The sequence below is a fragment of the Rhizobium sp. WSM1328 genome (assembly GCF_057653715.1).
The window spans coordinates 183,173-198,701 of record NZ_CM172788.1 but is presented as its reverse complement, the minus strand read 5'-3'; the positions used below and the strand labels follow the sequence as shown (position 1 = coordinate 198,701).

The 15,529-nt window shown below is 60.8% G+C and carries 14 protein-coding genes, 1 tRNA gene and 1 riboswitch; of the genes, 8 read left to right on the top strand and 7 right to left on the bottom strand.

The window, feature by feature from the left end; translation table 11 throughout:
- Positions 1-48: 48 nt before the first annotated feature.
- Complete coding sequence (locus AC2444_RS01000) at positions 49-1,197, bottom strand: helix-turn-helix domain-containing protein (protein ID WP_012755937.1); 1,149 nt, start codon at positions 1,195-1,197, stop codon at positions 49-51.
- A gap of 354 nt (positions 1,198-1,551) precedes the next feature.
- Here AC2444_RS01000 and AC2444_RS00995 point away from each other — a divergent pair, with 354 nt between their 5' ends.
- From AC2444_RS00995 to AC2444_RS00975, 5 genes are read left to right on the top strand one after another with little or no spacing between them, the layout of a single operon-like run.
- Entirely contained in the window at positions 1,552-2,598 is a 1,047-nt protein-coding gene (locus AC2444_RS00995; protein WP_012755936.1) for a UDP-glucuronic acid decarboxylase family protein, read from the top strand.
- On the top strand, positions 2,598-3,584 hold the full coding sequence (galE, locus tag AC2444_RS00990; RefSeq protein ID WP_012755935.1) for a UDP-glucose 4-epimerase GalE: 987 nt from the start codon (positions 2,598-2,600) through the stop codon (positions 3,582-3,584). Before AC2444_RS00995 ends, galE begins: the two co-directional genes overlap by 1 nt.
- Positions 3,581-5,488: a glycosyltransferase family 2 protein gene (locus tag AC2444_RS00985; protein WP_128450394.1), complete on the top strand. Its 1,908-nt coding sequence runs from the start codon at positions 3,581-3,583 to the stop codon at positions 5,486-5,488. Before galE ends, AC2444_RS00985 begins: the two co-directional genes overlap by 4 nt.
- A gap of 19 nt (positions 5,489-5,507) precedes the next feature.
- Positions 5,508-6,446 carry a glycoside hydrolase family 26 protein gene (locus AC2444_RS00980; RefSeq protein ID WP_041935457.1) on the top strand — a complete coding sequence of 313 codons (939 nt, stop codon included), beginning with the start codon at positions 5,508-5,510 and terminating at the stop codon, positions 6,444-6,446.
- Between the two features lie 18 nt (positions 6,447-6,464).
- Positions 6,465-6,974: a DUF995 domain-containing protein gene (locus tag AC2444_RS00975; RefSeq protein WP_012755932.1), complete on the top strand. Its 510-nt coding sequence runs from the start codon at positions 6,465-6,467 to the stop codon at positions 6,972-6,974.
- 130 nt (positions 6,975-7,104) lie between these two features.
- Here the strand turns inward: AC2444_RS00975 and AC2444_RS00970 are convergent.
- Together AC2444_RS00970 and AC2444_RS00965 are read right to left on the bottom strand one after the other, a co-directional pair.
- Positions 7,105-7,178: transfer RNA gene (locus AC2444_RS00970), tRNA-Gly, on the bottom strand.
- A gap of 59 nt (positions 7,179-7,237) precedes the next feature.
- Positions 7,238-8,332: a 2'-deoxycytidine 5'-triphosphate deaminase gene (locus AC2444_RS00965; RefSeq protein ID WP_012755918.1), complete on the bottom strand. Its 1,095-nt coding sequence runs from the start codon at positions 8,330-8,332 to the stop codon at positions 7,238-7,240.
- 73 nt (positions 8,333-8,405) lie between these two features.
- Positions 8,406-8,484: riboswitch (SAM riboswitch) on the top strand.
- Positions 8,485-8,526: 42 nt separating this feature from the next.
- Between AC2444_RS00965 and AC2444_RS00960 the strand changes: the two genes are divergently transcribed.
- Positions 8,527-9,711, top strand: a complete 1,185-nt coding sequence (locus AC2444_RS00960) for an O-succinylhomoserine sulfhydrylase (protein WP_012755917.1) — start codon at positions 8,527-8,529, stop codon at positions 9,709-9,711.
- A gap of 370 nt (positions 9,712-10,081) precedes the next feature.
- Entirely contained in the window at positions 10,082-10,474 is a 393-nt protein-coding gene (apaG, locus tag AC2444_RS00955) for a Co2+/Mg2+ efflux protein ApaG (RefSeq protein WP_012755916.1), read from the top strand.
- A 135-nt stretch (positions 10,475-10,609) separates the two neighbouring features.
- On the opposite strand, the gene AC2444_RS00950 is transcribed toward apaG, so the two are convergent.
- From AC2444_RS00950 to AC2444_RS00935, 4 genes are all read right to left on the bottom strand, one after another.
- On the bottom strand, positions 10,610-11,197 hold the full coding sequence (locus AC2444_RS00950; RefSeq protein WP_012755915.1) for a hypothetical protein: 588 nt from the start codon (positions 11,195-11,197) through the stop codon (positions 10,610-10,612).
- 132 nt (positions 11,198-11,329) lie between these two features.
- Complete coding sequence (locus AC2444_RS00945; protein WP_012755914.1) at positions 11,330-12,322, bottom strand: Hsp33 family molecular chaperone; 993 nt, start codon at positions 12,320-12,322, stop codon at positions 11,330-11,332.
- Between the two features lie 90 nt (positions 12,323-12,412).
- Positions 12,413-13,327, bottom strand: a complete 915-nt coding sequence (argF, locus tag AC2444_RS00940; RefSeq protein ID WP_012755913.1) for an ornithine carbamoyltransferase — start codon at positions 13,325-13,327, stop codon at positions 12,413-12,415.
- 42 nt (positions 13,328-13,369) lie between these two features.
- Positions 13,370-14,569, bottom strand: a complete 1,200-nt coding sequence (locus tag AC2444_RS00935) for an aspartate aminotransferase family protein (RefSeq protein WP_012755912.1) — start codon at positions 14,567-14,569, stop codon at positions 13,370-13,372.
- 420 nt (positions 14,570-14,989) lie between these two features.
- Between AC2444_RS00935 and AC2444_RS00930 the strand changes: the two genes are divergently transcribed.
- Entirely contained in the window at positions 14,990-15,523 is a 534-nt protein-coding gene (locus AC2444_RS00930; RefSeq protein ID WP_012755911.1) for a GcrA family cell cycle regulator, read from the top strand.
- Positions 15,524-15,529: the final 6 nt, after the last annotated feature.

Here is a 15,529-nt window from a genome sequence, read left to right as displayed (position 1 = left end):
CGATCGCTGCTTAACGGACTTCGAGTCCGGATTTCAGCCCGAGCCGGATCAACCCGTCAGGGCCAGCCAATCACCGATCGTTTTTTCGTAACGCCGCGTGGAGCGGATGGCCGGAGCCGGCCGCTGTTGGGTTGCCATCGTCCTTCGGATTTCACGCGGGCTCAGCCCGAATTCGTGGATGAAGGCGCGCGTAAAATTGGCGGCGACCTCGAAACCGGCGGCTTCTGCGATTTCTGAAATCGGCCTGTGGTCGGCCGAATTGCTGAGATCCGCATAGGCCTGCAGCAATCGCCGCTTGCGAATATAATTGAGCACGCCTCCGCTCGCCTCAAACAGTTGATAAAGCCGCGTTCGCGAAATCCCCAACGCGCGGCACATCACGTCCGGTGTCAAGTTTTCCGAATGGAGATTGACGTGAATGTAGCGGTGCGCCCGCTCCATCAGTCCCATGTTGGCCTGGTTTTGACCGGTATCAGTCCTTGTGGACGATGCGGCGCCCGCAACGACCATATCGCCGATGGTTTGAATGATCCGGGGCACTTCCTCTATCGTCAGATTCCCGAGGTTCGTTTCGAGGCCCGTGAGATAGCCCGTGAGCAACTCGGCGTGGCTGCCCGAAAGAACCGTGTTGCCGGCGCTCTGGAGAAGGCTCGCATCGCGAGCCAGCATCTCATACGGCAGGAACACGAGCAAAGCTTCGGTATCGGTCGTCCGTCCGCGATAGGGGCTGCCGAGCGACATGAAAAATATCTCGCCGGCACCGGTCTCGGTGACACGACGGTTGACCTCGGTCCAGGCCTGGCCGCTGCGCTGCAGGCCGACGTTCCAATGGTCGATAGGGCTCGATCGAAGCATGGCCTGATCGCGGACATATCTGTGGGCATGCGCGCGCTGCTGGACGATCAGGATATCGCCGAGATGCCAGCCGATCTGCTCCGCGAGGAACCCGTCTTCCGGTGATTTTCCCTCCGGCAGATGAACATCCACGAGCGGCGCCATATGTGCCCGCCAGGCCTGGAATTGTTCTGCCGGTGGTAGGTCCTGCGTCGAGAATCGCAGCGGCACGAGTGCAGGGGAGGCATGGGGCGGGCGTTCCTTGCGCATGGCCGGTTCACGCGGCCAGCGCCGCCGCTCCATATGCGCCGGCCGTTCCTGTTCCGCGGCAGGATCATCGTCGGATTCAGACCCTGTAGCCATCCAATGCCTCCAGCGCATAACCCGACCCGAGCCATGGAAATTGAGAAAAGCAATTGTTTTTGCGGCGGAAATCTCCGCAGAACTCCGTTTGGAAAAACGGAAGTGCCCGAAGAGTCTCCTCCATAAGTTGTTTATCATATTCCTTTTCGCTCTGAAATGTACGGAGCGATAATTTCCAGGACGTGAGGATAACGACAATTGCCTTTCTTAGCTGTATCTAAATAAGCATCGGTTCATTCCAAAAGAAAAACCGGACGAATAAAACATTCGCATGATCGAACGACTTGGTTTCGCGATATGTCGAAGTAAATATCGAATATCCCATAGCAAAATCTGAAAACACGGGAGGTAGTCGTGAACTATCTTGGTAAGATTCGTGCGCGCTCTGTACAAGTTTCTGCTCGTGATGCAAATTGTCCTTCCGGAATACATCGCGCTCCCAAGAGAGTTCTTGTCACCGGCGGTGCAGGTTTCCTCGGATCGCATCTCTGCGAGACGCTTTTGGCCGCCGGACACCAGGTGATCTGCCTCGACAACTTTTCCACCGGCATGCGGCGCAATATCGTCCATCTGAAGCGAGTCGATCGCTTCAATGTCGTCGCCCACGATATCGTCCACCCGCTCGATCTGGAAGTCGACGAGATCTATAACCTCGCCTGCCCGGCATCGCCCCCGCATTATCAGGCCGATCCGATCCATACGACAAAGACCTGCGTGCTGGGCTCCCTCAACCTTCTGGAGCTGGCCGCGCGCACCGGCGCACGTATCCTTCAGGCATCCACCTCCGAAGTCTACGGCGACCCGAACGTCCACCCGCAGGTCGAAAGCTACTGGGGCAACGTCAATTCGTTCGGGCCGCGCTCCTGCTATGACGAGGGCAAGCGCTGCGCCGAGACGCTGTTCTTCGACTTCCACAACACGCACGGCGTCGAGATCAAGATCATCCGCATCTTCAACACCTACGGCCCGCGGATGCGTCCGGACGACGGCCGCGTCGTCTCGAATTTCATCGTCCAGGCCCTGACGGGGCAAGACATCACGATATATGGCGACGGTTCGCAGACCCGCTCGTTCTGTTTCGTCGATGATCTCATCGGCGGCATGGTCCGCATGATGGCCTCACCGTCGTCGCTGACGGGGCCTGTCAATCTCGGCAATCCGGGCGAATTCACGATCCGGGAACTGGCCGAGCAGGTGATCGGATTGACCGGTTCCCGGTCGCAAATCATCCATCGCGCTCTGCCGGTTGACGATCCCCGTCAGCGTCGCCCCGATATTTCGCTTGCCATGCAGGAACTCGACTGGCGGCCGAAGATCGACTTGTCGAGCGGCCTGCGTCAGACGATCGACTATTTCGATGGCGTTCTCACCCGTCCGGCACGCGAGCTGGAGGCGGTCTGATGGATGCGCCCCGGGTCCTGGTCACGGGCGGTGCCGGCTATATCGGCAGCCACACCGCCAAGCTCCTCCGCTCGGAGGGGATTGAGCCTGTCGTCTACGACAATCTCACGACCGGAAACCGTTCGTCCGTGCGCTGGGGGCCTTTCGTCGAAGGTGACGTCCTCGACACGTCATGCCTGATCGAGGTCATCGAGAAATATGCTCCCGATGCCGTCATCCACTTTGCCGCCTCGGCCTACGTCGGCGAGTCCGTGGAAAACCCGGCGAAATATTACAACAACAATGTCTGCGGTGCATTGTCGCTTATCGATGCCTGCCGGCAGACGGGGCTTCAAAACGTCATCTTCTCATCGAGTTGTGCCGTCTACGGCGTCCCGTCCGTGCTGCCGATCGATGAGACGTTGCCGAAGGCTCCGATCAATCCCTACGGCAAGACCAAGCTGATCTTCGAGCATATGCTCGCCGATTATGCGGCGGCCTACGGCCTGCGGTATGTTGCCCTGCGTTATTTCAATGCCTGTGGAGCCGATCCGGACGGCGAGCTTGGCGAATGGCACGTTCCGGAAACCCATCTCATTCCGCGGGCGCTGCTGGCCGCGGCCGGCCGGATTCCGCACCTGGAGATATTCGGCGATGATTACGATACCCCTGACGGGACCTGCATAAGGGACTATATTCACGTCGCAGATCTCGCGCGCGCCCATGTTCAGGCCTTCACCCATCTCGCCAAAGGCGGAGCAAACCTCGCTGTCAACCTCGGCACCGGGCGGGGTTATTCCATCAGGGAAGTCCTGCGCGTGATCCAGGAAACGACCGGCTGCGAAGTCCCGGTCGTCATCCATCCACGCCGTCCGGGCGATCCGCCCAGCCTCTACGCCGACGCCAGCCTGGCCCGCGAGACGCTCTGCTTCCAGCCTCGATATTCCGACCTCGAAACCATCGTGCGGACGGCGGCTCCGTTCTTCGGACTGGAGGTGCGCGCGTGACCGAACTTGCGATTATCCAAGCGACGCACGCTCCGGAACCCTCCCACGAGCCGCTTCTTGTCCCGGTTCTGACCGGACATCGGCGGACCGAATATCTGTTCTCGGCGGCCGTATGGGCCTGCGCCTTCGCCTATTTCTGGATCTGGTGGCTGGAGCCGCGCCATCACGTCGATGCTTTCGGCACAATTACGGTGAGCCTCGTTCTTGCCTGGGTTACCGCGCTGCCGGCCTATTTCATCGTCGTCTTCTATCGGGCGGCAAGACCGAACGGTCCCTTGCGCCTGCCGGCGGGCAGTCGAGTGGCCATGGTCGTGACCAAGGCGCCGGCCGAACCCTTCTCGGTCGTCAGTGAAACCCTGCTGGCAATGCTTGCCCAGGAGGTGGAACACGACACCTGGCTTGCCGACGAAGACCCTTCCCCCGAGACTCTCGACTGGTGCTCCCGTCACGGGGTCCTCGTCTCGACCCGCAAGAGGCGATCCGATTATCATCGGACGTCGTGGCCCCGACGCACGCGGTGCAAGGAAGGCAACCTCGCCTTCTTCTACGACCACTACGGCTACAGCCGCTACGATTTCGTGGCGCAACTCGATGCGGATCATGTTCCCGCGCCCGACTATCTCTTCCACATGCTGCGTCCGTTCGGCGATCCAAAGGTCGGCTATGTCTCGGCCCCCAGCATTTGCGACAAGAACGCTTCCGAAAGCTGGTCGGCACGTGGAAGGCTCTATGCCGAGGCCAGCATGCATGGTTCGCTCCAAGCCGGTTACAATGGCGGCCTGGCGCCGATGTGCATAGGGTCGCATTACGCGGTACGTACCGTCGCCCTCAAACAGATCGGCGGCCTCGGTCCGGAGTTGGCTGAAGACCATTCGACGACATTGATGATGAATGCCGGCGGCTGGCGAGGTGTGCATGCGCTGGATGCCATCGCCCATGGTGACGGCCCCAGAACCTTCAGCGATCTCGTGACGCAGGAATTCCAGTGGTCGCGCAGCCTGGTCATGGTGCTGTTGCGGTACTCGCCGAGCCTCCTCGGCCGGCTGCCGGCCCGGCTCAAGTTCCAGTTCCTCTTTTCGCAACTCTGGTATCCGCTTTTTGCGTTCTTTATGTTGCTCATGTTTGCTTTGCCGATCATCGCGCTCGTGCGCGGCCAGAATTTCGTGACCGTGACCTATCCCGATTTCCTGGCGCATTTCGCACCGCTTTCTATCGCTCTCGTGGTGATGGCTTATCGCTGGCGCGCCAGCAGCTCGTTCCGCCCCTACGACGCCAAGATCCTGAGCTGGGAATGCATGCTCTTTCTCTTCGCCCGCTGGCCCTGGGCGCTCGCCGGCACGCTGGCTGCGGTGCACGATTTTGTGACAGGCTCCTTCGTCGATTTCCGCGTCACGCCGAAAGGCCGGTCCGAAGTCGATCTGCTGCCGGTGCGTGTCCTGGCGCCCTACGCTGTGCTGGCGCTCATGGCGGTATTGCCTGCCCTGGCAATCGCCGATGCCGGCGCCTCCAAGGGCGGTTACTTCTTTACCATCCTGAACGCCGCAATCTACTGCGCGCTGCTGTTGGTCATCGTCGGGCGTCATTCGAAGGAGAATACTGTTGCGGCGGCCCCGCGTTTCTACCGTCCGGCGATGGCGACCGTGCTTCTGGCGCTCGTCGCGTTGCCGGGGGCTGCAACCATCATGCGCGGAAAGGATGCGACCGAGGCACTCGCCTGGGGCAGCGGCCGCCTTCAGCTGTTCGAAGAGCGCTACGCCGCCTCCGGTGCAGGCCGGGGCGGGACCGCCCTGCGCACGATCTTCTTCAAACCACGATGGATTTCCGATCCGGAGGAAATCCAACTGAGAACGGATGCCGCTCACCCGGATGTGCGGCCGAGCGTGGAGGAAGTACACAATGCATAGCCCATCCAAAATAGCCCTGTTGTCGTTAACCGGCCTGTTGCTGTCGGGAGTCGCGGTCCTGCCGACCGCTCTGGGCAGTTCTGCCGAAGGGCAGCCGCTTGCAATGACGACATCGTCCATTGCGCCGCCGACCAAAATGCCGGTCGTCACGAAGGAGTCGATCACGTTCGGCGCCTATGATCCGCACGGAGATTTAGGCGCCTCGCCCGATTCGAAGATCGAACACCTCTTCCTGCCCTGGGAAGATGTCGATCTGCGCACGCTCGCCCTCGCCGACGATTATGCGCAAGCGCGTGGCCGCACCCTGCTGATCTCGGTCGAGCCCTGGACCTGGTCGACCGGTTCGCGCCAAACCTCGCAGGAACTGCTGCACAGCATCCTCAACGGTTCGCGCGATGCGAACATGGCCGCCGTCTGCTCGACTGCTGCCAAGCTGAAAAGTCCGGTCATCATTCGCTGGGGACAGGAAATGGACGAAACCGACAGCCAGTTCTCCTGGTCGCATTGGCAGGGCGACGATTATGCCAAGGCCTATCGCCGGATGGTGGAGGTCTGCAAGGTCCACCTGAAGACGGCCAAATACATGTGGTCACCGAAGGGCAATGAGGGGCTTCAAGCCTTTTATCCCGGCAACGATGTCGTCGATCTCATCGGGCTCTCGGTCTTTGGCCTGGAGCAATACGACAGGGACAAGACTGGCCGCGACCAGACGTTTGCCGAGCACCTTGCGCCCGGATACGCCCGTGTCGCCGGTTACGGCAAGCCCATCATGGTTGCCGAACTCGGATACGAAGGCGGCGATTCCTTCGTGCGAAACTGGGCTGAGAGCGTAACGAAACGCTATCCCCAGTTCCCGGCGCTGAGCGCCGTTGTCTACTTCAACGACCGTGAAGTCTATCCGTGGCCGGACGGCTATGGCCGCCCCGACTGGCGGATCGTCCGCGAAAGCATCAATTGAACAAGAAGGAACCTGAACATGTCCATGCTTCAAAAAATGTTCCTGGCCGTGGTCCTGACCGGCGGTATCGCCACGGCCGCGTCCGCTGCCGGAACCAATGAGCCTGCGGGGATCGAGACCGCAAAACCGATGAGCAGCGCGGAAATCTATCGGCTCTACAACCAGAATTCCTGGATGTGGAAAGCCGGCGCCGGCTACTTCTCCGCAAAGGCGCGTCGCTTTACCGCCTGGTCGCGGGAAAATGGCTCGCCGTCCTTCGGCACGGGCCGCTGGTTCATCACGGAAACGGGTAAACTCTGCTTCAACGCCGACTGGCACGCCAAGACCGGAACGGCGACGGCAATCACCTGCTTCAGCCACCGCAAGAAGGGCGGCCTGATCTATCAGAAACGCGAACCGGACGGTGAATGGTACGTTTTCAAGAGCGCACCGGCACAAGCCACCGACGAATTCGCAAAGCTTCGCCGCGGCGACTACGTGAGGTCTCAATTGGGGGGAATTGAGATGAGCGTCAGTAAGACCAGATAAAGGCGAAGCTAGGGGTTGCGCGCGGCCGAGGCGCCATCTGTGTCCTTGTAGGAGCCGATGCCTGCGCGCAACCCTTTTCATAAAAGATCACGAAGCGCCTTCAAAAGGCGGCGAACGGCCTGAGGGTGAATGGAGCGGGTGAAGGGAATCGAACCCTCGTATTCAGCTTGGGAAGCTGCTGCTCTACCATTGAGCTACACCCGCGATGAAGCGAGATTTCCAACAGATAGGGGCCGCTGTCAAGTCGCGGCCGCCGGGAAGCCTCAGATGCGGAAGTGCTTCGAGAGCTTCAGGCCCTGGGCCTGGTAATTGGAGCCTAGGCCGGAGCCGTAGAGGCTGGCGGGCTTTTCCTGCATGTGTTCGTAGACGAGGCGGCCGACGATCTGGCCGTCTTCGAGGATGAAGGGCACCTCGTGGCTGCGCACTTCGAGCACCGCGCGGCTGCCGCGCCCGCCGGCAGGCGCATGGCCGAAGCCCGGATCGAAGAAGCCGGCATAATGGACGCGGAATTCGCCGACCAGCGGATCGAAGGGGGTCATTTCGGCTGCGTAATCCGGCGGCACGTGCACCGCCTCGCGCGAGACGAGGATATAGAATTCATCGGGATCGAGGATCAGCTCGTTGCGGCCGCGGCTGTGGAGCGGCTCCCAGAAATCGAAGAGGTCGTGCTCGGCCTTCTTGTCGACGTCGACGACGGCGGTGTGATGTTTGCCGCGATAACCGATCAGGCCGTCCTTGTCTCCGGCGAGGTCGATCGACAGGGCGATGCCGCCGCCGGAAACGTTCGGCAGCTTGCTGGCGACCAGCGTCTCGCTCTCATGCAGCTTCAACAGTTCCGGCTCGCCGAGCAGCGCCTGGCCGACGCGGAACCGGATCTGCGACAGCCGCGAGCCGCGGCGCACAACGATCGGGAAGGTGCGCGGGCTGATTTCGAGATAGAGCGGGCCGGAATAGCCTGATGGGATCTTGTCGAATTCCTGGGCGTAGTCGGTAATGACGCGGGTGAAGATATCGAGGCGCCCGGTCGAGCTCTTCGGATTGGCCGAGGCCGACATCTCGGCCGGCAGCGCCAGGCTCTCCATCAGCGGCACGATATAGACGCAGCCCGTTTCGAGCACCGCGCCTTCGGAGAGGTCGATCACGTGCAGGCTCAGCCGGTCAAGCTTGTCGGACACCAGATGCGAGGGGCCTGGCATGAAGCTGGCACGCACCCGAAAAGCCTTGCCGCCCAAGCGCAGGTCGAGGCTTGCCGGCTGGATCTGGTCGCGGTCCAGCTCCCGCTCGGAGATCAGACGCCCCGTTTCGAACAGCGCGGAGATCGCGCGATCCGCCAGAATTCCCGTTTCGCGAGCCATCATGCCTCATCCATCATTTGCCGCCGACAAAACCAAACTCGGGGAATTGACGCAAGCAGCTAACAGCAGTATTGCAGAATTATCCCGTGGTGATTTGGCCGGTCGGCTTGCAGCCACGTTAAACAAGTGGCTAAAAAGACCGGGTTGAAACCGGTCTGCTTTTGCGACCGGTTTTTTTGTTATGTGAAGGTGATGGCATGAGCAAGACCTGGCGCCCGGCAACCCAACTCGTCCACGGTGGCACGCTGCGTTCGCAATATGGCGAGACGTCCGAGGCAATCTATCTCACCCAAGGCTTCGTCTACGAAACGTCCGAGGCGGCCGAAGCCCGCTTCAAGGGCGAGACGGAGGGCTTCATCTACGCCCGCTACGGCAGCCCCACCAACGACATGTTCGAAAAGCGCATGTGCATGCTCGAAGGCGCCGAAGACGCCCGCGCCACCGCTTCCGGCATGGCCGCCGTCACCGCGGCGATCCTCTGCCAGCTGAAATCAGGCGATCATATCGTCGCCGCGCGCGCCCTGTTCGGTTCCTGCCGCTGGGTCGTCGAGACGCTGGCGCCGAAATACGGCATCGACTGCACGCTGATCGACGGCCGGGATCTGGCGAACTGGGAAAAGGCGATCACGCCGAAGACCAAGGTGTTCTTCCTGGAAAGCCCGACCAACCCGACGCTCGAAGTGATCGATATCGCTGGCGTCGCCAAGCTCGCCAACCAGGTCGGCGCCAAGGTCGTCGTCGACAATGTCTTTGCCACGCCACTTTTCCAGAAGCCCCTGGAGCTCGGCGCCCATATCGTCGTTTATTCCGCCACCAAGCATATTGACGGCCAGGGCCGCTGCCTCGGCGGTGTCGTTCTTTCCGACAAGGAATGGATCGACGAGAACCTGCACGACTACTTCCGCCATACTGGGCCGGCCATGTCGCCGTTCAATGCCTGGACACTGTTGAAAGGCATCGAGACGCTGCCGCTGCGCGTGCGCCAGCAGACCGAGAATGCGGCAAAGATCGCCGATTTCCTGGCCGAGCAGGGCAAGGTCGCCAAGGTGATCTATCCCGGCCGCAAGGACCATCCGCAGGCCGATATCATCGCCAAGCAGATGACCGGCGGCTCGACGCTGGTCGCCTTCGAGCTGAAGGGCGGCAAGGATGCGGCCTTTGCGCTGCAGAACGCGCTCGATATCGTCAAGATCTCCAACAATCTCGGCGACAGCAAGAGCCTGATCACCCATCCGGCGACGACGACGCACAAGAACCTGACGGATGAGGCGCGCGCCGAACTCGGCATTTCCCCGGGCACGGTCCGCCTTTCGGCCGGCATCGAGGATACCGACGACCTGATCGAAGATTTCGCCAAGGCGCTTGACAAGGTCTTGGCCTGATCGACAGCCAGAGCGGCCGGACCCCACCCGGGTTCGGCCGGATCTCACTAAAGCGCGTCGCGATCTTTCAGATTCGCTCCTCGCGCTTTAGTTTTTGTTTTTACGCATGTCGTTATCGCAAAACCGCTGCACACTTTTGCGCGACATGCTTGGGGTTCGGCCGTGCCGGACCTCACTGGGTGAGACCGAGGGGGGGGGGAACAAGTTTGCCCGCCGCGGCGTTCCGAAACTGAATTAACACTGACAATTAGGCTTAACGATCGAAAACCCTTCGGATCACAGCCATTTCAGCGATGATAATTGTTCCGTTTCTTGACGGACAGGGCCTCTTATAAGATACGGGTAAGATATCTTGACTAAGGTGCAAGGCATGTATCGCGCCCTCACAAGAGAGATCGAAGTTGTCGTCGAGCCGTTCTATCTGGAGGAGCAATCCGATCCGGACGACGACCGCTATGTCTGGGGTTACCGGATTGTCATCAGCAACAATTCCGGCATAGCCGTTCGACTGGTCAATCGTTACTGGAACATCACCGACCAGAACGGCCAGGTGGACGAGGTGACCGGTCCCGGCGTCGTCGGCGAGCAGCCGCGGCTCAGCCCCGGCGACACCTACGAATATTCCTCCGGCTGTCCGCTCGACACGCCCTCAGGGCTGATGTTCGGCCATTACCAGATGGAAACGGACGACGGCGAGATGTTCGATGTCGACATCCCCGCCTTCTCGCTGGATTCACCTGGGCTGCTGCGCGTGCTTAATTGAGAGCGTAGGTTCGCGGTCGTTTCGTCGGTGCAAGCACGGCGCGTGGATCCGGCCGGCTACAGCCTTCCAGTCAGTACCAGCATGGACGCCGTACCCTCGGTCGTAGATCCTCGGGCTTGCCCAGTCATCAATCTACTAAAGGTCAAAAGGATCCGAGGCCTGGGTGCCTGGCTTTGCTTCGAACGGATCTTTTGATTGTGGCGGCGCCGGATGTTTTGCGACCGCATCGTTTACCGCCTTTTGGCAGGCGAGCAACTCATCCGCTGCACTGGCGGAATCTTTCAAACCGAGAGCCACAATCTGCTTTCCTCCAAAGCTGGCGCGGAAACTCAGTTTACCAGCGAACTCCTCAATCAAGTCGGGATCCTCGAAATCAATCCATAATGATTTGAGGCCATCGAGATCCAGACCTCTCCCATCAGCCGTCCGTTTAGACTGGTCGAACGAGAGTTCGATGGGATAATGCTTACCTTTCTCCAAGGATTTCCAGTTTGGGTTTCCGAGCAGAATGTAAAGAGGGTTGTCCTTTTTGCGGAAATTGAAGCCAAGACGAAAAATGGTGTCGTCATCAAAGGAAGTCAGAACAAAACAGCCATTGTCTAAAGTCGGGTCGACAGCCACGCTCCAGCCCCCGACCTCTTTCCATGGGACTGTCTGGTCATCAGCCAAGCTCACTGGTGGCATCGCAGCTATGAGCGCGAGTACAAAAAACAAAAGTCTCATCAACGCCCCATCCGCTTTCTTAGGCCAGAACCAATGAAACAGAATAGGTGCACAGTGACTACGCGAAGTCGAGTCACCGTGCTGCATCATCGCTAATCTTTTATTGTTCGCTGTGCGTGTCCTTAACCGCGCCTATTCCGCCGGCTGAAGTTCGGCCGGCTCGAAGCGGTAGGTGGTCGAGCAGAATTCGCAGGTCACGGCGATTTCGCCATCTTCCTGGCTGGCCTCGATCTCCTCGGCCGAAAAGCCCTTCAGCACGCCCTTGATCTTGTCGCGCGAGCAGCTGCAGCGGTCGAAAACCGCGCGCGGTTCGTAGACGCGCACGCCGCGCTCGTGGAACAGGCGGAACAGCAGCCGCTCGGTTCCGACCAGCGGATCGGTGAGTTCATCGGCGTCGATGGTCTCGACCAGCGAACGCGCTTCGAGCCAGGCATCGTCCTCGCCGTGCGGGCGGCTGCCGGTGTCGCCGTCGCCGCCGTGGAGATCCGGCTGGCGCATGCGCTCCGGCGCTTCCGGAAGGAACTGGGCGACGAGGCCGCCTGCCCGCCAGCGATGGCGCGGCTTGCCCGCATCGTCACGGTCGAAGAGTTCGGCCGCGGCAAGACGGACGCGCGTCGGGATCTGCTCCGACTGGCGGAAATAGACGCCGGCAATATCTTCCAGCGTGGTGCCGTCGAGCGGAACGATGCCCTGGTAGGGCTGGCTGAACTTGCCCTGGTCAATGGTGAAGGCGAGCACGCCCTTGCCGAGCAGTTGCTCCGGCTCGGTTTCACCTGACTCGATCGCCTTGTTGAGCAGCGCCTGATCGAAACGGGCGTAGGCGCGGACATTTTCCGGCGTCGAGAAATCGGCGACGAGAAGATCGACCGGGCCGTCGCCCTTGGTCTGCACCGTGAACTTGCCGTCGAACTTCAGCGAGGTGCCGAGCAGCACCGTCAGCACGACGACTTCGGCAAGCAGCCGGGCAACGGGTGCGGGATAATGATGACGCTCGAGGATGGCGTCGAGCATCGGGCCGAGCTGGACGGCGCGGCCGCGCACATCCAGCCCTTCCACCTGGAAGGGGACGACATGGTCATCGCCGGCGAAATCAAACTGGCCGAGGGCGGCTGCAGCTTCTGCCATGGCTTTTAACTCCTAGTTTCAGAGCGATGGGCCAGCGTGCCCTTCGCTCACGCGGTCGCGAGTCTGTCTCTCGCGACGTCCGATTATGGTTCAGATCGCGCCCAGGCACCAAGCAAGAATCGACTTCTGCGCATGAAGACGGTTTTCCGCCTCATCGAAGACCACGGATTGCGGACCGTCGATCACTTCGTCCGTCACTTCCTCACCGCGATGAGCGGGCAGGCAATGCATGAACAATGCATCATTGCCGGCTTTCGCCATCAAGGCCGCGTTGACCTGATAAGGCTGGAAGACATTGTGACCCCGGGCCCGATGTTCCTGATTCATGGAGACCCAGGTATCGGTCACCACGCAATCGACGCCGGCGACCGCACGGTCGGCATCATGGCAAAGCATGATTTCGGCGCCCTCATTGCGGGCCCAGTTCAGATAGTGATCCTTGGGCTCCGAGCCAAGGGGCACGGCCATGTTCATGCGGTAGCCGAAGCGGGCGGCACCCTCGACCAGCGAATGCAGCACATTGTTGCCGTCGCCGGTCCAGGCGATGGTCTTGCCCTTGATCGGGCCGCGGTGCTCTTCGAAGGTCATGATATCGGCCATAATCTGGCAGGGATGGGTGTCATCCGTCAGCGCATTGATGACAGGCACGGTCGCATGCTGGGCCAGCTCGACCAGCCGCGAATGCTCGGTGGTGCGGATCATGATCGCATCGACATAACGCGACAGCACCTTGGCGGTGTCGCCGATCGTCTCGGCGCGGCCGAGCTGCATCTCGGTGCCGGACAGGAACAGCGTTTCGCCGCCGAGCTGGCGCATGCCGACGTCGAAGGAGACGCGGGTGCGCGTCGACGGCTTCTCGAAGATCATCGCCAGCATCTTGCCGGCGAGCGGCTTGTCGCCCTGGCCCGCCTTGAAGGCCTGCTTGCGGGCGAGCGCATCGTTCATGATCGTTCTGAGATCGGCTGATGTGACCGCCGAAAGATCGAGGAAGTGTTTAGGGCTCATATCGTCTTCTTACCTGTGCTGCGCCCGAAGGCGGCAATTTCTTCAAGCCGTCTTCTTGACCTTGGAGGCGCGAATGCTCTCGGCGGCGCGCTCGACGCGGGAAAGGCCCTCGCGGGCTTCCTCGGCGGTGACCACGAGCGGCGGAAGAAGGCGGATGACATTGTCGCCGGCAGGCACGCCGAGCAGATGGGCGGCGCGGATCGCCTGCAGCAGTTCGGCTGAGGGAACGGCAGCCTTGATGCCGAGCAAAAGCCCTTCGCCGCGCACGTCCTCGATCACATCGGGATAACGATCCTTCAGCGAGGCGAGGCCCTGGCGGAAGACAAGTGCTACGTCGCGCACCTGCTGGAGGAAGCCATCGGCAAGGATGATGTCGAGCACGGCGCTGCCGACGGCCATGGCAAGCGGATTGCCGCCATAGGTCGAGCCATGCGTACCGGCCTTCATGCCGGAGGCGGCCTCTGATGTGGCAAGGCAGGCGCCGAGCGGGAAACCGCCGCCGATGCCCTTGGCGACAGCCATGATGTCGGGGGTGACGCCCGACCATTCATGGGCGAAGAGCTTGCCGGTGCGGCCGACGCCGGTCTGGACTTCGTCGAGGATCAACAGCAGGCCGTTCTCGTCGCAGAGCTGGCGAAGCGCCTTCATGAACTCAGGCGTGGCAGGACGGACGCCGCCCTCGCCCTGCACCGGCTCGATGAGGATGCCAGCCGTGGCATCGGTGATCGCGGCGCGGACCGCTTCGATGTCGCCGAAAGCCACCTGATCGAAACCCGGCGCCTTGGGGCCGAAACCTTCGAGATATTTTTCCTGGCCACCGGCGGCGATCGTCGCCAGCGTCCGTCCGTGGAAGGCGCCTTCGAAGGTGATGATATGGAAGCGCTCGGGATGGCCCTTGGAAAACTGGTAGCGGCGCGCCGTCTTGATCGCGCATTCGAGCGCCTCGGCGCCCGAATTGGTGAAGAACACCTTGTCGGCGAAGGTAGCGTCCGTCAGCCGTTTTGCCAGACGCTCCTGGCCGGGGATCTCATAGATGTTCGACAGGTGCCAGACCTTGTCTGCCTGCTCCTTCAGTGCGCCGACCACATGCGGATTGCTGTGGCCGACGGAGGTGACGGCGACGCCGGCGCCGAAATCGAGATATCGCTCGCCAGTTTCGGTGATCAGCCATACGCCCTCGCCTCGCTCGAACCGCAGCGGGGCACGAGAATAGGTGTCATAAAGCGGCGCGGCTTCAGCCATGGCGCGATCTCCATCAAAGTTGCCGGGCAATGACTCCGGCTAAGGAAACCAGGCCCGAAAAATCAAAAATGCCGCCTTGCGGCGGCGAGTGGCACTATTTCCTTTTCGCGCTGCAATGTCAACAAAACGGCGCCCTTAGCGTATGCAGCACAGGTGTACAGCGGCATTTTCAGTCTTCAACAGGCATTATTGCAGAAATGCCACGCAGGGACAGCAAGTTGGGGAAAACTACGAATTCGATTCATCCGGATTCATGCGACTCTTGTCACGGAGTCAGGCTCACACTAGGTTAAAGATCAATTACTAGACTGCATGCGGCGGAACTAGTCACCAAAATTGATCAAGCGTTTCTTGTTTCGGAGCTCCCGGGACAACGGTGAGGGATTCTGCCATCACCAACGCAAAAGGTGGAGACAGGGCATGAACTGGACAGACGAGCGGGTCGAGAAACTCAAGAAGCTTTGGGCCGAAGGACTGAGCGCGAGCCAGATCGCGGCACAACTTGGCGGTGTCAGCCGAAACGCGGTCATCGGTAAAGTGCACCGGCTGTGCCTTCCCGGCCGTGCCAAGGCCGGCGGCACCAACACCGCGGCGCGAACGCCGAAGCGCAATACATCGGCGCCGCGCGCGCCGAACTTCGCCTCTCGCATCACCACCCGCACCGTCACCCGCCAGCAGGGCGCGACGATGCTGAAGGAAGAGATCGAGATCGAAACGATCGAGGAAATGGAATACGTGCCGAGAGGCAATGTGGTGGTGCCGATTTCCCGCCGCCTCGGCCTGACGGAACTGACCGAACGCACCTGCAAGTGGCCGGTCGGCGATCCGCTGAAGGATGACTTCCATTTCTGCGGCTGCGAGTCCCCCGACAATTCGCCCTATTGCGGTTATCACCAGAAGCTTGCCTACCAGCCGGTGAATGAACGCCGCCGGGCAGCGGCGCGGGCCAGCTGAACGGGC